Annotated in this window: 19 protein-coding genes; 14 read left to right on the top strand and 5 right to left on the bottom strand. The window is 55.0% G+C overall.

What is annotated here, in order from left to right; genetic code table 11:
- The first annotated feature begins 8 nt into the window (after positions 1 to 8).
- The 3 genes from DXY38_RS12600 to DXY38_RS12590 are packed head-to-tail and all read left to right on the top strand — an operon-like array spanning position 9 to position 2,979.
- Positions 9 to 380, top strand: coding sequence for a DUF1257 domain-containing protein (locus DXY38_RS12600; protein WP_115071912.1), 372 nt, complete (start codon positions 9 to 11; stop codon positions 378 to 380).
- The gene (locus DXY38_RS12595; protein WP_115071911.1) at positions 380 to 2,077 is read left to right on the top strand and encodes a M61 family metallopeptidase; all 1,698 of its coding nucleotides are present in this window, start codon (positions 380 to 382) and stop codon (positions 2,075 to 2,077) included. The genes DXY38_RS12600 and DXY38_RS12595 overlap by 1 nt, the downstream gene beginning before the upstream one ends.
- Positions 2,059 to 2,979: an N-acetylmuramoyl-L-alanine amidase gene (locus DXY38_RS12590; protein ID WP_115071910.1), complete on the top strand. Its 921-nt coding sequence runs from the start codon at positions 2,059 to 2,061 to the stop codon at positions 2,977 to 2,979. The genes DXY38_RS12595 and DXY38_RS12590 overlap by 19 nt, the downstream gene beginning before the upstream one ends.
- A gap of 79 nt (positions 2,980 to 3,058) precedes the next feature.
- Here the strand turns inward: DXY38_RS12590 and DXY38_RS12585 are convergent, their stop codons facing one another.
- Complete coding sequence (locus DXY38_RS12585) at positions 3,059 to 3,745, bottom strand: helicase DnaB (RefSeq protein WP_244279153.1); 687 nt, start codon at positions 3,743 to 3,745, stop codon at positions 3,059 to 3,061.
- 195 nt (positions 3,746 to 3,940) lie between these two features.
- Between DXY38_RS12585 and DXY38_RS12580 the strand changes: the two genes are divergently transcribed.
- Positions 3,941 to 5,539 (top strand): glucose-6-phosphate isomerase, encoded by a 1,599-nt coding sequence (locus DXY38_RS12580; RefSeq protein WP_115071909.1) that lies wholly within the window; start codon positions 3,941 to 3,943, stop codon positions 5,537 to 5,539.
- An 11-nt stretch (positions 5,540 to 5,550) separates the two neighbouring features.
- On the opposite strand, the gene leuS is transcribed toward DXY38_RS12580, so the two are convergent.
- Both leuS and DXY38_RS12570 read right to left on the bottom strand, forming a co-directional pair.
- A complete protein-coding gene (gene leuS / locus DXY38_RS12575) occupies positions 5,551 to 8,154 on the bottom strand; it encodes a leucine--tRNA ligase (RefSeq protein WP_115071908.1) in 2,604 nt (867 codons plus the stop codon).
- Between the two features lie 43 nt (positions 8,155 to 8,197).
- On the bottom strand, positions 8,198 to 8,428 hold the full coding sequence (locus DXY38_RS12570) for a hypothetical protein (RefSeq protein ID WP_115071907.1): 231 nt from the start codon (positions 8,426 to 8,428) through the stop codon (positions 8,198 to 8,200).
- A gap of 26 nt (positions 8,429 to 8,454) precedes the next feature.
- Between DXY38_RS12570 and dapF the strand changes: the two genes are divergently transcribed.
- From dapF to dacB, 5 genes are read left to right on the top strand one after another with little or no spacing between them, the layout of a single operon-like run.
- Positions 8,455 to 9,606: a diaminopimelate epimerase gene (dapF, locus tag DXY38_RS12565; RefSeq protein ID WP_115071906.1), complete on the top strand. Its 1,152-nt coding sequence runs from the start codon at positions 8,455 to 8,457 to the stop codon at positions 9,604 to 9,606.
- The gene (locus tag DXY38_RS12560; protein WP_115071905.1) at positions 9,593 to 10,780 is read left to right on the top strand and encodes a cysteine desulfurase family protein; all 1,188 of its coding nucleotides are present in this window, start codon (positions 9,593 to 9,595) and stop codon (positions 10,778 to 10,780) included. Before dapF ends, DXY38_RS12560 begins: the two co-directional genes overlap by 14 nt.
- Positions 10,781 to 10,815: 35 nt before the next feature.
- On the top strand, positions 10,816 to 11,517 hold the full coding sequence (locus DXY38_RS12555; protein WP_170952946.1) for a DUF1995 family protein: 702 nt from the start codon (positions 10,816 to 10,818) through the stop codon (positions 11,515 to 11,517).
- Between the two features lie 46 nt (positions 11,518 to 11,563).
- Positions 11,564 to 12,079, top strand: a complete 516-nt coding sequence (locus DXY38_RS12550) for a DUF4330 domain-containing protein (RefSeq protein WP_115072062.1) — start codon at positions 11,564 to 11,566, stop codon at positions 12,077 to 12,079.
- The gene (gene dacB, locus DXY38_RS12545) at positions 12,076 to 13,350 is read left to right on the top strand and encodes a D-alanyl-D-alanine carboxypeptidase/D-alanyl-D-alanine-endopeptidase (RefSeq protein WP_115071903.1); all 1,275 of its coding nucleotides are present in this window, start codon (positions 12,076 to 12,078) and stop codon (positions 13,348 to 13,350) included. The genes DXY38_RS12550 and dacB overlap by 4 nt, the downstream gene beginning before the upstream one ends.
- Here the strand turns inward: dacB and DXY38_RS12540 are convergent.
- Positions 13,325 to 14,275 carry a hypothetical protein gene (locus tag DXY38_RS12540; RefSeq protein WP_006852581.1) on the bottom strand — a complete coding sequence of 317 codons (951 nt, stop codon included), beginning with the start codon at positions 14,273 to 14,275 and terminating at the stop codon, positions 13,325 to 13,327. The genes dacB and DXY38_RS12540 overlap by 26 nt on opposite strands.
- 10 nt (positions 14,276 to 14,285) lie before the next feature.
- Complete coding sequence (gene coaD / locus DXY38_RS12535; RefSeq protein ID WP_006852580.1) at positions 14,286 to 14,768, bottom strand: pantetheine-phosphate adenylyltransferase; 483 nt, start codon at positions 14,766 to 14,768, stop codon at positions 14,286 to 14,288.
- Between the two features lie 55 nt (positions 14,769 to 14,823).
- Here coaD and uvrC point away from each other — a divergent pair, with 55 nt between their 5' ends.
- Genes uvrC through DXY38_RS12510 form a run of 5 tightly spaced genes read left to right on the top strand, consistent with a single transcriptional unit; the run spans position 14,824 to position 19,778 of the window.
- Positions 14,824 to 16,779, top strand: a complete 1,956-nt coding sequence (uvrC, locus tag DXY38_RS12530; RefSeq protein ID WP_115071902.1) for an excinuclease ABC subunit UvrC — start codon at positions 14,824 to 14,826, stop codon at positions 16,777 to 16,779.
- Positions 16,776 to 17,090, top strand: coding sequence for a hypothetical protein (locus tag DXY38_RS12525; RefSeq protein WP_115071901.1), 315 nt, complete (start codon positions 16,776 to 16,778; stop codon positions 17,088 to 17,090). The genes uvrC and DXY38_RS12525 overlap by 4 nt, the downstream gene beginning before the upstream one ends.
- 6 nt (positions 17,091 to 17,096) lie before the next feature.
- The gene (locus DXY38_RS12520; RefSeq protein ID WP_115071900.1) at positions 17,097 to 18,503 is read left to right on the top strand and encodes a cryptochrome/photolyase family protein; all 1,407 of its coding nucleotides are present in this window, start codon (positions 17,097 to 17,099) and stop codon (positions 18,501 to 18,503) included.
- Between the two features lie 35 nt (positions 18,504 to 18,538).
- Positions 18,539 to 19,132: a protoporphyrinogen oxidase HemJ gene (gene hemJ / locus DXY38_RS12515; RefSeq protein WP_115071899.1), complete on the top strand. Its 594-nt coding sequence runs from the start codon at positions 18,539 to 18,541 to the stop codon at positions 19,130 to 19,132.
- Positions 19,071 to 19,778 (top strand): PHP domain-containing protein, encoded by a 708-nt coding sequence (locus DXY38_RS12510; protein WP_244279129.1) that lies wholly within the window; start codon positions 19,071 to 19,073, stop codon positions 19,776 to 19,778. Before hemJ ends, DXY38_RS12510 begins: the two co-directional genes overlap by 62 nt.

Below are 19,778 nucleotides of genomic sequence, written 5' to 3'. Positions count from 1 at the left end.
ATGTGCTCATGTCCCATCTGACCATCCTGCCAACCGTCATCAAAGACCTCGAGCTTCTTGAGGAAACTCTGTTAGCGGAGCACTACCTTGTTCAGCGTCCCGGCTTGATCAAAGCGTTTGGACAAGACATCTTTCCGGCTGAATTGGTCGCCACAGACAGCAGCGGCCTGCAAATGGGCTGGAGGTGGGAAGCCGATGGATCGTTGGCTTTGATGTTGGATCTTGGTCAAACCAAAGATTCCATAGGACATAAAACCCATCTCAACACCATCTTGCGGGCCTACGCCCTGAGATCGGCCCTGCGCTCCGCAGAGGGAGTCGGCTTCGTTCCTTCCATAGAAACGACAGACCCAATCGGAGCAGAGCGAGCCATGTGCTGATGGGTGGTGTCAGGATTTCAATCGATCTCTGCGAGCCTGCCCGTCAGCAACTCAAGGTGAAACTCGAGTGGACACCTCGGGGACGACATCAAACCTGGCTGATGCCGATATGGACTCCAGGGTCCTACACCGTTCGCGACCACGCACAGCATCTCCACAGTCTTCAGTTTCAACAATCAGGCCGTGCGGTTAGCACCAAGCGGGTGGCCCCTTCGCACTGGACGGCAGAGCTCCAGACCCTTGACCCCGTTTGCTTGACCTACACGCTGGAAGCGCGTCAGCTCACGGTTCGCACCAATCACCTCGATCCAGATTTTGCATCCCTGTGCCTTCCTGCAGTGGTGATGCTGATTGATGGAGAGCGCTGGAATCCTCATCATCTCCAGCTGTCGTTGCCCAGCGGTTGGTTCGGCCATGTCCCCCTGGCAAAGGTTGACGATGGCTACGTCGCAAACGATTTCGACCAGCTCGTCGATGCACCCGTGCACGCCGGCCCCTTTCATTCACGCCCATTCGAAGTCTGTGGGCATCCGCATGAATTGCTAACGATTGGAGAGCCACCGATGGGTTGGCCTTCGACCTTTCAAGCGGATATTGAGGCTGTCTGTGAAGCCGCGTGCACGTTGATGGGAACCCCACCACCGGCTGGGGATCGTTACCAATTAGTCATTCAGCTACTCGATCAAGGCTACGGAGGACTAGAGCATGATCATTCCTCAGTGCTGCAATTTTCCTGGGAAGCGTTAACCAAAAAGGATGGTTACCGACAACTCCTGCAACTCATTGGCCATGAATACTTTCACCAATGGAATGTTCGCAGACTTCGCCCAGGGGCCTATGTTCCCTATCGATACGACAAAGCTGAAATCAGCGATGGGCTTTGGTTTGCTGAAGGGATTACCAGTTATTTTGATCTCACCCTGTCACTTTTAGCGGCCAAATCAGATCGACAGACGTTTCTCGATGATTTAGGAAAAGATATTTCTCATGTGCTCCTGAATCCGGGATGCAAGATTCAATCTTTGGCTGATAGTTCAAGAGAAGCATGGCTGAGGCTTTATAAGCAAACACCTGCAAACTCTCTGTCCCAAATTAGTTATTACCGCCTCGGAACTGTTCTCTCATTTTGCCTTGATGTTCAGCTAAGGCAATCGGGATCGGCTCTTGCCTACGTTCTTCGAGATCTGTGGCAGCGCTTCGGACGTCATGGCAAGGGCTATGAGCCAACAGACCTACTGAAGGCTGTAGAAGCCCATAACAAATCACTAGCCAAAGTTTTACCAACCTGGCTTGAAAAGACGATGGCCGTTCCAATTCACGACTGCCTGAACGCCCTGGGACTGCAGGCCGTTGCGATTCACTCGAAACATGCCGACGTCGGCATGCAACTTTCCAAACAAAAAGGTCGACTGTTGATCAACAAAGTGAATCCTGATGGTCCTGCCGAACAAGCAGGGCTGGTGCCAGGCGACGAACTGATCGGAGCGCATGATTGGCGTTTAAGGGGGCTTGAGCATTGGCAAGCATTGCTTCAAGGTCCAAAACAGATCCCCGTTCTGTATGCACGTCGCGGACGTCTTAGCTCCACAATTCTGAAGAAAAAGGATCCAATCGTGGAGCGCTGGGAGATCAGCTGGGACTCTGGTGCTTCGTCATCACAAAAAGAATTGCGTGATCGATGGTTTTCAATCGTGTGACGGGAATCTGGAAGCGACTGCAGACTCACCTCCAGCATCGTGGTGCGCCTCTGATTCTTTGTAGCGGCACGCTGGTTCTTGGGATGGGTGCTCTGGCTTGGTTGAGCAATGATCAAAGTGGTGCCTTAAAAGCCAGCAGTCCGTCCCTTCTCGATCTTCTTGACGAAGTCGGCAGCGAGGCGAAACGAGAGCGAAAAAAATCTGAGCAAACTAGACAACCTCAACCCCCCAGGGCGATCTCCTGGTCTTCACCCTTAGCCAAACAATGTTCAGGTTTTGACTCCAAGGTCACAAACCGTCTGCAAGCACAACAGCGCACACTCAAACAACGGCGGGTGTCCGTAGCAACAGATCCCACGAATTTCGGAGAACGCTTCAGGGTGAATCCCTGGGGAGTCGCTCTAAATCCAGATCCCCGCGTCGTTGTCCTCCATGAAACGGTGTACTCGCTGCAATCGGCTGTGAATACCTTTATGACCCCCCATCCCAGAGATGCAGATCAAGTGAGTTATCACACAGTGATTGGTCTTGATGGAAAAATTGTTGATCTCGTTGATCCACTCAAACGCGCCTATGGAGCGGGATATTCCGCATTTCTGGGCGAATGGGCCGTCACCAATGCAAAAATCAGAGGATCAGTGAATAACTTTGCGCTTCACCTAAGCCTAGAAACGCCCCAAGATGGCAGAAATAGCCGGTCTAGCCATAGCGGATACTCCTCAGCTCAATATGACTCCTTAGCCATTGTCCTGAAGGACTGGATCGATCGTTTTGGCTTTACTCCAGCAGCCATTACGACCCATCGCCATGTTGATCTTGGTGGTGAACGCGGCGATCCAAGGAGTTTTGATTGGCAGGAACTTCAAACTCGCCTAGCCGCATTGAAAGCTCTTTGCCCCTAGCACCGCAGCAAAAATGCAGCAGGAATGGAGCTTCATCGCCAAATGCAGGCGCGATAAAAAATAACTGTAAAAACGATGCCTAAATCAAAGGCTGAGTCGCCGGCCGCTGTTCCGAAAAGATCAGGCCGTGCAACTCAGGATCTTGCATGTAGCGCAACACACGCCGGGGATAATCAAGTTTTCCGTTATGGAGGTAGGCCAAAGTGGCAATCGCCTTGGCATCAACATACGAACGACTCGCGATTAAGACTTGATCAGGAGAAAGGCCTAATTCTCTTTTCAGACGAGCTATTTTGGCTGCAAGCAATTCCACATTGGCCTCGGAATTCATTAATAAATTTCTAGCTTCAGCAATTTCTGCTTTGGATGGTTGCAAGGGAAGCCGACCTTGATGAATCAACTCACTGATTCCTAGTTGAGCAGGGCCGTGCGTTGACACAAAACCGGAATGCACAACGAAAGGCAAATCCTCTCCTGGCTTGGAATGCTGAATTTCATCAAACAAGATCGCCGTGACCAGCATCGGATTCACGCGATGGTGCAGGGATTCCCTTTTAATGACCGGCTTCAGTGCTTGAAGCCGGTTCACCGTTTGGGTGCGCAGAGGCTGGAATTGGTCCATGCCCCGCGTGAACAACTGAGCAAGCCGCGTCTGGGGGCCATGCACACCAAAACGACGCTGCAACAGCAACAACTCTTCTGGGCTGAAGACACTGGGATCTTCCTGCATGAACGGCGCCTGGATCTCAGCATCGACCAATGGCAGGCGCGCCGTGCTGCGAAGGTGAGCAATGGACAAACAGATGAAGCCCAGAACTCCCGCTATGGCAACAAACTGTCGTCCCAAAAGACTCACCAAACACCGTCAACAATTCTGACGAGAGAATAACCGCGATATTCCAATTCGTGGGCATCTCGGACAATCACGGATAGGTTCAGGGATGAAGGTTCTCCGCCAGAGATGAGCTTCCCGGATTTCAGCGCCATCGATAGCCAGACCCAGTGGCAACGCTTTTGCGATTTGCTTTGGTATCACGACGATCTCGGCCTCTGGCTCGATGTCAGTCGGATGCATCTCAACAGTTCTGCTCTCGAGACGCTCACCCCCCGTCTGGAACAAGCCTTCAAGGCGATGGAGGAGTTGGAGGCAGGGGCGATTGCCAACGCCGATGAACAACGTCAGGTTGGCCACTATTGGTTACGTCAGCCGCAACTAGCGCCGGAACAGCAGGTTGGCGAGGCCATCTCCGCTGAAATCGATGCCATCGATCAATTTGGCAAGTCGATCATTGCGGGATCCATTCAGGCCCCCAACGGCCAGCCATTTACGGATGTCCTTTGGATCGGGATTGGCGGCAGTGCCCTCGGTCCTTTGCTCATGGTTCGTGCTCTTCAAGACCATGGCGTAGGCCTGCCGTTCCACTTTTTCGACAACGTGGATCCCAATGGCATGAGCCGGGTTCTTGCAGCGCTCGGTAAACGTCTCTGTACAACGCTGGTGATCACTGTCAGCAAGTCGGGGGGAACACCCGAACCCCACCTCGGTATGGAGCAGGCCAGACACCGTCTGGAAGCTCATGGTGGCAGTTGGCCAGGACAAGCGGTTGTGGTCACCATGGCGGGCAGCAAGCTCGATCAGCAGGCGGAAAAAGAGAACTGGCTCAAGCGTTTTGACATGTTCGACTGGATTGGTGGTCGCACAAGCATCACGAGTGCTGTTGGGTTACTTCCAGGCGCTTTGATCGGCTGCGACATCCGTGGTTTCTTGGCGGGTGCCGCCCAGATGGATGAAGCCACTCGCTGTCCAGACGTCCGGCGCAATCCAGCAGCTTTGATGGCAGCCGCCTGGTATGCCGCGGGCGAAGGCAAAGGCAAACGGGACATGGTCGTGCTCCCCTACCGAGATCGCTTAGAGGTTTTCAGCCGTTACCTGCAACAGCTGGTCATGGAATCGCTCGGCAAACGTCTTGATCGCGATGGCAAGGAAGTGCATCAGGGCATTGCCGTGTATGGAAATAAGGGATCCACCGACCAGCACGCTTATGTGCAGCAACTACGGGATGGCATCGATAATTTTTTCGTGACCTTCATCGAAGTCCTGCGTGATGTGGATGACATCCCTTCGATCGAGGGGGAGCGTCCTGGAGATTTCCTCGATGGGTTCTTGCAAGGAACGCGTTCAGCACTCACGGAAGGAGGGCGGCAAAGCTTGAGCATCAGCATGCGGCGCTTTGACACGCGCCGACTCGGAGCGCTGATCGCCTTGTTTGAGCGGGCCGTTGGTTTCTACGGAGAATTGGTGAATGTGAACGCTTATCACCAGCCAGGTGTCGAAGCGGGCAAAAAAGCCGCAGCCGCCATTCTCAATTTGCAAAAGCAAGTGGAAGAGGTTCTCTCTGATGGAGTGTCGAGATCTGCCGTCGATATCCAAAAGGCGATTGGATCCGGCAGCGAAGAGGCCATTTTCTGGATCCTGCGTCATCTCACAGGAAACGAACGTGGATATGTGGCACAGGGAAGCTGGGACAGTCCTGCTTCCCTGCGCTTCAGCAAAGGCTGATCGCTGATCGGTTAAGCGCTTGGCACCAAATTAACCAGCTTTCCTGGCACCACAATCACGCGCCTTGGCGGCTTGCCTTCCAGCCAGCGTTGGGCCACATCGCTGGCAAGAGCAAGGCGCTCGAGTTCATCCTTGCTGCAATCAACGGCTACGGACATCGAGCCCCTTACCTTTCCTTTGACCTGGATCACCACTTCAATGGAATCCATGATCAAGGCCTCCGGGTCATGATCGGGCCAAGGCTGAAGGTGAACGCTGTCTTCACCGCCGAGTCGTTGCCAAAACTCCTCGGCCAGATGAGGTGCAAATGGCGCTAGCAAACGAACGAGCGCTGACATCGCTTCTTGCCGCACTCCAGTAGAGGCTTGAGCCAAACCAGAAGAGAGGGCATTGCTCAACTTCATCAGCTCCGAAATCGCTGTATTGAACTGAAAGTCCCCGCTGAGATCCTCTCCAACAGCCTTGATGGCCTGGTGCACAGCCCGACGCATGTCACTGTCTGATTCACCTGTTGCCGAGGAGGCTGCGTCGTGGTTGACCTCCGCATCCACAAGCCGCCAAAGACGCTGTAAGAAGCGAAATTGACCCTCGACATCAGCGTCATCCCATTCCAAATCCTTTTCAGGGGGCGCTTTGAAGAGAATGAACATCCGAGCAGTATCGGCGCCATAGCGATCGATCACAGCAGCAGGGTCCACCCCGTTGTGTTTCGACTTGGACATTTTTTCAAACAAAACCTCTAACGGTCCACCGTCATCCGGATCAAGGGGATTGGATTCATCCTTCACAGCCGCCGGGGAGACATAGCGCCCTGTTCTTGGATTGCGGTAGGTGGTGCCCTGCACCATCCCTTGTGTTAGCAAACGTTCGAAGGGTTCCTTTGTTTTTAATAACTCGCGATCATTGAGTGCCTTCGTAAAAAAGCGCGCATACAATAAATGAAGAATGGCATGCTCGATTCCCCCCACATATTGTTGAACAGGCAACCAGCGATTAACCGCGCTTGCATCAAATGGGAGGTCTTGATTATGCGGATCTGCAAAGCGCAAGTAATACCAGGACGAACACATAAATGTGTCCATAGTGTCGGTTTCACGCCGAGCTGGTTTTCCACATTTAGGACAGCTCACGTTGACCCAATCGTCTACGCGAGCGAGGGGAGATCCTCCCGCGCCATTGAGATCAATTCCAGTTGGTAATTCCACAGGAAGCTGATCACGAGGGACCGGAACAGCACCACAATCATCACAATGAATAATCGGAATGGGGCATCCCCAATACCTTTGGCGGGAAATCAACCAATCGCGAAGCCTGTATTGACGTTTCGCTCGCGCCCAACCGTTCTCAGATCCATGATTGGTGATCGCAGTTTTAGCCTCATCATTCGTTAAACCACTAAACCCAGCGCTATGAATCAGGGTGCCTGGACCTGTCCAAGCTTCCCCGTCATTGACATGCTCATTGGTTCCTGAGACTTCAATCACCCGTTGAACGGGCAATTCATGTTGGCGAGCGAATGAAAAATCACGAACGTCATGGGCCGGTACACCCATCACAGCGCCCGTTCCGTAATCAGCCAGCACGTAATCGGCAATCCAAATAGGAATTGATTCACCATTGGCTGGATTAATGGCAACCGCACCGGTGGGAACACCGCGTTTTGGTTGATCATCAGAGGTCCGCTCCTCCTGACTTAATTCGGCCATGAGATCCCGAAATGCCGTCACCGAGATGCGTTCATCGCTTGTGGTGAGTTGATCAACGAGAGCATGCTCAGGAGCCAAAACGAGATAGCTCACCCCAAACAACGTGTCTGGTCGCGTTGTGAAAACGGTGATGGACGTCCCTGGATGGCCCTCCACTTGAAAATCGATCTCGGCCCCAATCGAACGGCCAATCCAATTGGCTTGCATGGTGCGGACGCGCTCAGGCCAACCCTGCAGTTGATCTAGATCATCAAGAAGGGCATCGGCGTACTCGGTGATGCGTAAAAACCATTGGCGCAAGTCACGCTTTTCCACCAGCGCACCGGACCGCCAGGAGCGACCATCCGCATCAACTTGCTCATTCGCGAGCACCGTTTGATCCACCGGATCCCAGTTGACAGTGGCATCCTTTTGATAGGCAAGTCCGCCCGCATGCATTTCCAGGAACAGCCATTGCGTCCAGCGGTAGTAATCGCTGTGGCAGGTTGCCAGCTCTCGATTCCAGTCAATCGACAAGCCCAAGCGTCCTAACTGCCCTCGCATCTGGGCGATGTTGCTGTCCGTCCAAACGCCTGGTTCGATCTGGCGTTCGATCGCTGCATTTTCAGCTGGTAAGCCAAAGGCATCCCACCCCATCGGATGAAGCACCGCATCCCCTCGCATGCGTTGCACCCGGGCAATCACATCCGTAATCACGTAATTACGGACATGTCCCATGTGAAGCGTTCCCGAGGGATAGGGAAACATCGACAACGCATAAAAAGCTCGCTGGCCAGGCTTCGGGTCCTGCGTTTCATAGAGACGCTTCTCCTTCCAAAGGGCTTGCCATCGCTCTTCGAGCGCAAGGGGTTGATACCGATCAGTAGCCGTAGAGGCTGCGTTGGCGGATGGGGACGAGGAAGCCGTCACGGCAGGGGAACATTTGGACAGATCGTGACACAAATGCTGTTCCTTAAAGGCCCCGGGGCAGCGGACGGACCAGGAGCATCGCGGCACGACTGATCAAAACGGGATCATCAGAATCCGACGGCTGCAGGGCCAAACAATGTTGGTCTTGCCAGATCAGCACTCCAATCAGCCGACGTCCATCGCTGAGTTCAAGGCTGAGAATTTTTTGTTCACGAATCCATGTCTGCAGCAAGCGAATGCTGGGCAAGCTCGGATCGAAGGAACTTGGCTCCATAGGATCAGAGAGGGATCGGACATTTCATGCTGCAGTTCAGCAAGTATCAAGGTTTAGGCAATGACTTCGTGCTGTTGGAAGGCCGTGCTGGGCAACTTCCTCTCAACATCACGGAGCCAGATCCCCATTGGGTGCGCCAACTGTGTGATCGCCGATTTGGAATCGGAGGCGATGGCTTGATTTTGGCCCTGCCCCCACAGCATGGCGAAGAACTGCGGATGCGCATTTTCAATGCGGATGGAAGCGAGGCCGAGATGTGCGGCAACGGCATTCGCTGTCTAGCCCGTTTTCTTGCTGATAGCGATGGGGATCAACCAGGACGGACGTGGAGAACCGAAACGATGGCAGGCGTCATCGTCCCCGAACTCTGTGAGGACGGACAGATCCGGGTTGATATGGGGCAACCATTTCTAGATCCCGGCGCCATTCCAACAACCCTCACAACAGGACCGTCTGGACTTCCGCAAGGAGAGATCGATCTCCAGGGCAGCAGCCTTCAACTCGCTGCTGTGGGAATGGGCAATCCCCACGTGGTCGTGCCCGTGCAAGACCTGCAAACCATCCCCTTCGACGCATGGGGATCGGCGCTGGAGGTCCATCCTTTGTTTCCAGCCAAAACCAATGTTCACTTCCTGGAAGTGATCGATCAGCAGACCCTTGAGATCCGTGTGTGGGAGCGCGGAGCAGGTCCCACCCTGGCTTGTGGCACCGGAGCCTGCGCCACGCTCGTTGCCGCCACGCTGCTCGGCCTATCGAATTCAAAGGCCACGGTGAAACTTCCAGGGGGGCCACTTGAGATCAGCTGGCCGGATCCCCAAGGCTCCGTGTTTATGACTGGCCCCGCCGTCGCCGTCTTTGATGGTGTTCTGAATCCTGAATTGCTCCCACAGCAAGGCCAGGGTTCTCAACAGCAGCCAATCCCAGGGAAAGCCGTTGGACAACCAACACCACCGTCCAGGGATGCCTCCCCAGCATCAGCGCCCGTCTCGACCAGCTTGGACTGCGCGAATGATTGCAAAGACTCCTGCCAGCAACCGGACCACTGCCTCCGGGAGGAGGCGCAGGCGCGCGTTCAACAATTTTTGTCGTCCACCTCTCTCGACGCGATGATCAACCTCGCTGGAGATTCCCTCGAGGAACGAACCCTGTCCCGATTGAATCGCGATGACAGGCCCTGAAGGCCCCTACTTTTACCTTGATGGTTGTGCCACAGCTCCCCTGAGAGAGAGCGTGATCGCTTGCATGAGCAAGGTGCAACAAGAAAGCTGGGGCAATCCCTCGAGCCTGCATCGCATCGGCTGTGATGCGGCTGAGTCGCTGGAACGGGCGCGCCTTTCCATTGGAGAGAGCCTGGGGGCGGACCGGTCAGACATCCTGTTCAGCTCCGGGGCCACCGAGTCCGCCCATCTCGCCCTGCTTGGACTGGCCAAAACCGAATCACCAGGACGATTAGTGATCTCTGCTGTGGAACACCCGGCCGTTGCAGCTGCAGCGCAGCAATTGGCCGAGAGCGGATGGACGGTGGAGCGATGGCCGGTGGATGCCGTTGGACAGATCGAGATGCAACATCTCGAGCGATTGCTCGAACCTCCTACCAAAATCGTGTCCTTGATCTGGGGTCAGAGTGAAGTGGGAACGCTTCAACCGATCCAGACCGTGGGTGAAGCTTGTCGTTCGAAACACATTCCCTTTCATACCGATGCCACCCAAGTTCTGAGCCAGGGTTGCCCGAACTGGAACGAACTTCCAGTTGATCTGTTAACAGCTTCAGCACACAAATGCGGAGGTCCCAGGGGGATCGGTTTGTTGCTCTTAAGACCGGAGATCGCAGAACGGATCCAGCCCCTGTTGGCTGGAGGTCAACAAGAGAATGGGCTTCGCGCTGGAACCGAATGCCCCGTCCTCGCTCAGGGCATGGCAGCAGCGTTCCGTGAGATCGCTCCTTGTCAGGCCAATCAAGTCAAAACCTCGGGATCCGGGATCGCTCGATTGCGCGGTGCCTTGCTTGCCTTGCTTCGCCAGAACGATGCCATCCGTGTCAGTGGTCATCCCACGGATCGGCTGCCGCACCATCTCTCCCTGCTGGTCTCCGATCGCCACGGCCAGCCCATGTCGGGTCGTGCCTTGGTACGAGCCCTAGATCGCGAAGGAATCGCAGCGAGTAGTGGGAGTGCCTGTTCCTCCGGTCGCGAGAGTGACAGTCCCGTCCTGGAGGCGATGGGCGTGGATCCCCGATGGCGACGGTCGGGGCTTCGGCTCAGTCTTGGCTATTGGATTGACCCGGCAACATTGCCTGAAATCAACGATCGCATTCAAAACGCCATCGCGCGTATGAACCACCAACGCGTCTGACGTCTAGGTACTCTCCGCCCACACCATCCATCGAGTTGAGTTTGTCCGTCACCCTTCCTGCCGATCTTGTCGAGGCCGAGGCGATGACCCTCGCCTCCCTCAAGCAAGCTCTGAGCGATCGTCAGCAACGTCGCTGGACCGTGACCTGGCGTTTCGAAGGACTCAGGCTCCTCAATCCAGCGTTGCGGCTAGCGCAGGCATTGCAGGCTGAAGGACATGACGTGGTGTTGGGCTGGCCAGATGCGGGATCAGCAGCCCTAGCGCAACGGGAAAGCCCAGAGCTCGCGTCGCACTGCCTTGCCCTCAAGGATCTGATGCTCTCCAGCGACCCCGAGCTCAAGGGCCGATTGCTCTTGGCCATTGGACCGCAGCCAAGTGATTACGACTTGGTTGAACAGATCTGCAACGGCTGGGAGGGACCGGTCGTTCTTCTCAACGGAAAACTTGAGGACGCCGGTGTGGGCATTGGCAGTGTTGCCAGGGGTAGACGCAAAGGGTTTCTCTCCATTTGGCGGTCTGCCTTCCACTTAGAGCCGCTCGCGGAAGGGGCACTCCTGCAAACAGAACAGGAGATGTGGCATCTGTTTAAAGCGGATCCTGATGGCTATCGGTTCCTCGCCACCATGCCCTCAAAACCAGACGCCGAGGCAATTGCCATGGCGCTCAACGGCGAGGATGACAGCCTTGGACGTCAATTAGGAGCGGTCGACCGCTTCATCGAAGATCTGCGTAGTTAATGTTCCCAAAAATCGCTTTTACTGTGGCCAGGTGATCGGAATGGGAATGGCTTTAAAAGACCGATTGCGCGGAGTGCCAGCTCTGGATGCCACTGCTGGACTGATCGCACTCTTGGCGGTTGGCGGCGTGCTTTGGAGTCCAAAACTCTCCAACACGTTTGCCAAAGCCAACGGGTCGGTCAAACCCGTGCAAGTGATGGTCGACGTGCGTCGTGTGAGCGCAGCTGACCCCGAAGCGTTGGTGCAGGAAGCTCTTGCGGCTGGACGGACCAGCATCATCATTCGCAATCAACCCGCCGGAAGCGTCAAGCTCATTCGCGTTGAGGACATCAACCGCGTCCTGGTGGCGGTACAACCCGATGGATCCGTCGTGACAGCCCCCGATCCCAACCGGGCAAGCATTAACGATCTGAATGCTCGCTTTGTGTTGGAAGGCGATGCAACCGTCTCGAAATCTGGCGTGGTTCTTGCTGGTACCAAGTTGAAAGTCGGCACACCCGTAGAACTGGAAGGTGCGCTTTACCGCCTGAATGGGACCGTTAGCGGTGTCAAGGTGCAATGAAAGCAGCTCTCCTTTTCCTCACGCTGGCGGCGACCACAACAGCGTCGATGCCTGGTCGGGCCGAGCCTGCGCTGCTGACCCTTCCCGCACCCCCCTCTGACCAGCCTCTTCCCGATCTTCAACAACAGGGGCGCTCCTGTGTTCCTCTGCAGCAAGCCTTGAATCGCTTGCTAGCCCCCGTTGCCAGGTCATGGAGCGTGTCAGTGGTCAACAGCAATGGAGATCTGCTTGGTGACGTGAATGGCGCGATGGCGCGCATTCCAGCCTCCAATCAAAAGCTGATCAGTACAGCCTTCGCTCTCGACCAGTTGGGTCCTGATTTCCGCCTGCGTACGCAACTCGTCCAACGTGCCGACGGCACCCTTGAACTCAAAGGTCAAGGGGATCCTGATCTTGGAATTGCAGGTCTACAGCGGTTTGCCATGGCAGCCATGGGCCAGGGAGGAGCGCGGGGAACCACCACCGGGCCCGTGAACTTGATGGTGCGAGAAGAACCCCGTCAGAACTGGTGGCCGAACGATTGGCACCCTGCAGATCGCGCCTATGCCTATGGAGCGCCGATTACGCGGTTGGCCCTCACCAGCAACGCCCTGGGAGGGGCCGTGAGCGATCCCTATCGACGCCTAGAAACCCTGTTCAAGAAAGAGGTGAAGCGTCGCGGTGGAAGCGTTCAGGTCCAACAAGCGCGACCGATCCGCAACACCGATCAACCACAACAAAGCGACGATCAGATCGTGCTGCATGAGGAAACCTCTGCTCCGATGCACGCTCTGCTCAGCCTTGCCAACACGGAAAGTCATAACTTCACAGCTGAAGTGCTGCTCCGACAAGCAGCCGACCAATGGGACGTGAGAGCGGCCTCAGCGGCCGCGCACCGCTGGATGCAACAACAAGGAATCCCTGTGCAGGGACTCAGGGTTGCCGATGGCAGTGGACTGTCGCGCAACAACCGCGTATCCAGTCAGACCATCGCTGCGTTATTAATGCGGATGGATCAACATCCCTACGCTTCCTACTACCAAGCGTCCATGGCGATTGCTGGACAGCGAGGGACGCTGCGCAATTACTTCATCGGCTCGCCCATTCAAGGCAAGTTTTGGGGAAAAACTGGCACCATCAGCGGTGTGCGCTCAATTTCTGGCATTCTCCAAACCGCGGACGGTCCGCGATACGTGAGCATGATTTCGAATGGTGCAAGCCGACCGAACGCAACGATCGGCCAAATTTTAAGAACCGTCTACAGCCTCAGCCCGTGCCCTTCATCGATCTGAGCCGGGAGGCGGCACGACGCGCCTTGTTCATTGAGACCGCTTTCCCCTGACGGGTTGGCGTGTCGGAACTTTCGGTCTCAGGCGCAGAGCTATCGGGACGGATCATCTGAATTTTCACGAGCTCTTGGCGACCAGCCAAAACCACCTGGGCCATCTCCTTGAGTCGTTGCTCGAGTTCTCCCAGCGTTTGCTCCGCGTAGCGGTTCGCTCCGTCCTGGACAGATGCAGCGTCATGACGTGTGCGCTGAATCAACGATTCACACTGTTGTTGGGTCTGCTGGCGGAACTGAAGAGCATCGTTGTGAATGCGCTCAGCTTCCGTTTGGGCCTCCTTCTGGAGCTTGACCCCTTCATTGCGAATCTGCTCTAGCTCCTGAGCGGACTGCTGGCGGCTGCGTTCGTGGTGCTCGGCCAATTGGCGCTTGAGCTCGAGCGCTTCCTGATCGAGTTGTTGACGGCGTTGCAGAGCCTCCTGCTCCAACTGTTGTCGACGGGTGGCAAATTGCTGCTCCAACTGGACCTGCTTGGATTGCATCTCGTGCTCCATTTGAGCGGCCTGCTGGCGAGAGCTCTGGAGTAACTGTTCGCACTGCTGGCGAACCTGATCCCGCATCTCATTCACCTGGCGTTCCGCTTCCTGCCTAACCGCAGCCGCACTGACGAGCTGTTCGCGTTGAAGCTGGGCTTTTTGAACAATTTCGTCGGCCTGATTGCGTGCCGAGGTAATGAATTCGTCCTTCTTTTGCAGCAACTGATCAGCCTGAGCAATCTGCCCGGGTAGCGATGCCCTAACGCCATCCATCAGCTCGACGGCATCTTGCTCATTCACCAGCCTTCCACCACTAAAAGGAATGCGGCTACCTTCAAGAACAATTTCCTCGAGCTGGTCGAGCTGATCGAGCACGGAGAACTGGATCTCGCTCATCGAAACTGACTTATAAAGCCGAATTAAAGAACCTCTTGAGGTCCTCCGCCACCACCGCTGGAACCATGTGTTCAACACGACCTCCAAAACGGGCCACTTCCTTCACAACCGAACTACTCAAAAAGCTGTAGTGGGCTGCCGTACTGAGGAAAATGGTCTCAAATTCAGAATCCAAAGATCGGTTCGTATGAGCGATCTGAAGCTCATATTCGAAGTCGCTCATCGCGCGTAAGCCGCGCAAAATCAACTGTGCACCATGTTCGCGAGCGCAGGTCACCGTCAGGCCGTTAAAGCTGGTCACCGTGACCCCTTGCAGATGGGAGGTGGCCTGGGTGATTTGCTCCAGCCGTTGATCAAGGCTGAAAGCAGGGGATTTCCCTGGGTTCTGGAGAACAGCAACCACCACTTCCCCGAACAGAGAACAGCCACGCTCGATTAAATCGAGATGTCCAAGGGTGAGAGGATCAAAACTGCCCGGGTAGAGAGCGCGCATCAGCCATGCAGGACTGATCGGATCCTATGCAGCGCAGGGTCTCTAGATTCGATGCATGCAGCGTCCTTTGCTTGAGCAACCGGAGCGCCTGGAACAGCGCCTGAAAGAGATTCCCCCTGAGCCGGGCTGCTATCTCATGCGCGATGCCGACGATCGCTTGCTGTACGTCGGAAAATCAAAAACCTTGCGTAGCAGGGTGCGTAGTTACTTTCGCAGCAGCCATGACCTAAGCCCGCGCATCCGCTTGATGGTGCGGCAGATCTGCGAAATCGAGTTCATCGTCACGGACAGCGAGGCGGAAGCGCTCGCGCTGGAATCCAATCTCATCAAAAACCAGCAACCGCATTTCAATGTGCTGCTGAAGGACGACAAAAAATATCCCTATCTGTGCATTACGTGGAGCGAACCATACCCTCGCATTTTTATTACCCGACGTCGGAGATTTCGCAGCCCTCTTGATCGTTTTTATGGACCCTATGTGGATGTGGGCTTACTCAGAAGAACCCTTTTTCTCGTCAAACGAGTGTTTCCACTACGCCAACGACCACGTCCTCTTTATCCAAATCGCACCTGCCTTAATTATTCGATTGGCCGTTGCCCAGGAGTGTGTCAAGAGAAGGTAAGTTCTGAAGATTATCACCAAATTTTACGCAAAGTTGCGATGGTCTTCCAAGGTCGAAGCGACGAACTTCGGCAACTCCTTAATCAGCAGATGGAGCGCTATGCCGAGAGGCTTGATTTTGAATCTGCTGCCAGAATACGCGATCAACTTCAAGGAATTGATCAGTTAACTGCGGATCAAAAAATGAGCTTACCGGATGCATCCGTGAGCAGAGATGTGCTTGCTGTTGCCCAAGATGATCATTTTGCAGCGATTCAATTGTTTCAAATGCGTGCCGGAAAACTGGTTGGCCGTCTTGGTTTTGCAGCAGATGCAACAGACCTAGGGTCGGGATTAATCCTTCAGAGGGTCATTGAAGAGCACTACAGCCAGGTCGACGCCGTTGAAATACCTCCGGAAGTTTTAGTGCAGCATCAGCTTCCGCAACAGTCCTTGATTGCCGACTGGTTAAGCGAACAAAGAGAGCGCAAAGTTCAGGTGTTGCATCCTCAAAGACGCCAAAAAGCAGATCTGATTGATTTGGTGATGCGTAACGCTGAATTTGAATTAGGCCGGGCTCGCCAAAGCCAGGAACAGCAAGCCTTGGCAACGGAAGATCTGGCTCAACTTCTTGAATTAACCACACCTCCACGACGAATCGAGGGCTATGACATCAGTCATATTCAGGGCAGTGATGCTGTTGCCTCACAGGTGGTCTTCATCGACGGGCTTCCTGCCAAGCAGCATTACCGCCGCTACAAAATCCAAAGCAGCAGCATTCAGGCCGGTCACAGCGATGACTTCATGGCCATGGCAGAAATCATGCGCAGACGCTTTCGCAAATGGGCCCGCGTGAAAGCTGAAGGGGCTGACCTGGCTGAAATCAGGCGCCAATCCAGCAGCAGCCTGAACATGGATGGACTCCATGACTGGCCCGATGTCGTGATGATTGACGGGGGCAAGGGTCAGCTATCCGCTGTGATGGAAGCCTTGCGCGAGTTGGATTTGCATGAGGATCTTGTGGTGTGTTCCCTGGCCAAACAACGGGAGGAGATTTTCCTCCCGGAAGCCAAGCAGCCCCTTGAAAGCGAGCCCGACCAACTTGGAGTGGCCTTGCTGCGCCGCTTACGCGACGAGGCGCATCGCTTTGCCGTGACCTTCCATCGGCAGCAGAGAGGGCAGCGAATGAAACGCTCACGCCTGTCTGACATCCCCGGGCTGGGCCCCAAACGCGTGCGAGATCTTCTTGCCCACTTTCAATCGATTGACGCCATTCAGCTCGCCAGCGTGGATCAGCTCCATCAAGCCCCCGGGGTCGGGCTCTCGCTGGCCAAACAGATTCGCGCCTATTTTCATCCTCAGGAAGCTGAAGAGGACAACGTGGTGATGGCAGGCGAGGACACGGCATGAAGCGCTGCTTTCAAGCCACAAACCTGATCTTCATCGTTGTGATCGGGGCCGCTCTCACGCTGCTAACTCCCGCTCGGGCCTTCGCCGCACCCGGCCTGTGCACTGGAGTGGTGTGCGCCGATGAGATCACCCGCAGCGCCAAAAATCATTGGCAACTGCGCATGCGACTGGAAGATCAACAAGGGCATCGCGAGCGCGTGGTGATGGACTGCCGCAACCAACAGCTCAGCCCACGAGGCGGACTGGTGGATCGCATCCCCGCCACAGCTCTTGGACGGCGTGCCTGTCGCCTCGCTGGCGAGGCCGGTTAAGACGCTATGGAAATCACGCTTGTCTTTCCCCATCAGCTGTTCGAGCACCATCCGGGGATTCGTGCCAACAGAAGCATTGCCCTGATTGCTGACGGCTTAATTCTCGGTGGTGATCCTCAATGGCCACTCACGATCCATCCCCGCAAGCGCCAGTTGCATCAACAATCGATGCTGGCCTACCAGAAGCGTCTGGAATCCCAAGGCCATCGCCTCATCACGCTGACGCCCAATGCCCAGCAACAGACGTCAGATCTACTGAGCGAACTGATCGACTCTGGCTACCAAACGTTTTACCTCGCTGATCCAATCGATGATCTTTTAACCAAAAGAGTCAGAAACACGCTGCAACAACGCGGTTGTGTCTTAGAAATTCTTCCCACTCCGATGTTGCTTACGCCAACCGAAGTGATGGATGACCATTTCAATGGTCGACGCAAGCCAATGATGGCCAACTTCTATCAAATGCAGCGCAAGCGCTTAGGGGTCTTGATCGATGATCAAGGAGCTCCTGTGGGTGGGCGTTGGAGTTATGACGCGGACAACCGTAAAAAACTTCCCAAGGGAATCACGGTTCCTGAGGCACCATCGATTGATTTGCCCGTTGATCACTTATCAGCAGAACATTGGTTAGACACCTTTCTGGAACAAAGATTGGCTGGTTTTGGCACCTATGAAGATGCCATCAGCTCCCATCACCGCGTGATGTGGCATAGCGTGCTGACGCCGATGCTCAACCTCGGACTGCTCACGCCCCAACAGGTTTTGAACAGAACCCTGGAGGCCGCAGACAGCGTTGAGATCCCCCTGAATTCTCTTGAAGGTTTTCTGAGACAGATCATTGGTTGGCGTGAATTCATGGCTGCCATGTACTTGCGCCATGGAGTCACGATGCGCAATAGCAATTTTTGGAATTTTGAAGATCGCCCTATTCCCGATGCTTTCTATCAAGGAACAACAGGAATACCTCCGATTGATGATGCTATCAAACGCGCGATAGACACGGGCTATTGTCATCATATTGAGCGCTTAATGTTGCTCGGAAACATGATGCTTCTTTGCGGCTTTCACCCCACCCGTATCTACACCTGGTTCATGGAACTATTCGTGGATGCCTACGATTGGGTGATGGTCCCCAATGTCTATGGAATGAGTCAATTTGCTGACGGAGGAATCTTTACGAGTAAGCCTTATTTATCTGGATCCAATTATGTGCGCAAAATGTCTGACTACAAACCTGGAGATTGGTGCGGCATTTGGGACGGCTTGTTTTGGAGTTTCATTCACCGCCACGGAGAATTTTTCCGATCTCAACCCCGCCTGGCGATGATGGCTCGAAATCTTGATCGCATGGCGCCTGAGGTCATGGAAACGCATTACACCAAGGCACAACAATTTCTTGACTCGCTCAGCTAGCGGCTTTCTATTGTTCAGGTGAGATTGATGGGGTCATGACACTGACGCTTCCACCTGAGGCTTACCTGTGGTTCAAGACCCTTCACATTGTTGGAGTGGTGGTCTGGTTCGCCGGGCTGTTCTATCTCGTCAGGCTGTTCATCTATCACGTTGAAGCAGAGGAGGAAAAGTCGCCTGTACGCGAAGCCTTCAAGGCCCAGTACGCCGTGATGGAACGGCGCCTCGCCAACATCATCACCACACCTGGTTTGATCCTCACCGTGACCATGGCCGCGGGGCTCTTGATCGTGCAGCCGTCCTGGCTGCACCAAGGCTGGATGCACGCAAAGCTCGGTTTTGTGGGGCTGTTATTGGCCTATCACGTGTTCTGTTATCGACTGATGGGCCAACTTCAGGCTGGGGTCTGCCAATGGAGTGGTCGGCAACTCCGAGCTCTCAACGAACTGCCCACGCTGCTGTTGGTCTTGGTGGTGATGCTTGTGGTGTTTAAAACCCAATTCCCCACAGGGGCAGCAACCTGGTTAACCGTTGGTCTGGTGGTGTTCATGGCCGCAACGATTCAGTTTTATGCCCGCTGGCGTCGTCTCCGTGAAGCAGCGCTTGCGCAGGAGTCAGTTGGTGACGCCTGATCAGCACCCGTTGCGGGCTGTCCTCGAAACGATTGGACCAGAGAGCTGCCCTGGCTCGCTGAATTTTCATTGCCACACCGTTTGCAGCGACGGAAGCCTGGAACCCGTGGCTCTGATTGAACAAGCCACGGCTCGGAAGCTGAGTCACATCGCAGTCACGGATCACCATTCGATCGCTGCCTATGAACAGATGGTCAACTGGCTTGATCGCGCTCGCAGTCGCGGCGAAAACACGCCGACGCTTTGGAGTGGGATGGAAATCAGTTGCATCCTGCAAGGTTGTTTGGTCCATGTCCTAGCTCTGGGCTTCACGCCAGGACATCCCGCACTTTTGCCCTATTCCAGCGGCGATGCCGCTGTGGGCGCTCCTCTGAGGGCTGGTGAGGTTCGCAAAGCGATTCACAACGCTGGCGGCCTGGCAATCCTGGCCCATCCGGGGCGCTACAGATTGGGCTTCTCGGTGTTGATTGATGCAGCGGCTGAACTGGGTTTCGACGGGGGTGAAGCCTGGTACGACTACGACATGCAACAGCACTGGGCCTGCACACCGTTGATCTGCGAATCGATCGACCAACAGTTGAAGAACCTTGGCCTTTTGCGTACCTGCGGCACCGATACCCACGGGTTGGACCTAAAAGGCCGCTAA

This window comes from Synechococcus sp. UW179B, from assembly GCF_900474245.1.
GTDB lineage: Bacteria > Cyanobacteriota > Cyanobacteriia > PCC-6307 > Cyanobiaceae > Synechococcus_C.
The sequence above is the reverse complement of the archived record's forward strand: the minus strand, read 5'-3'. Positions and strand labels throughout refer to the sequence as shown.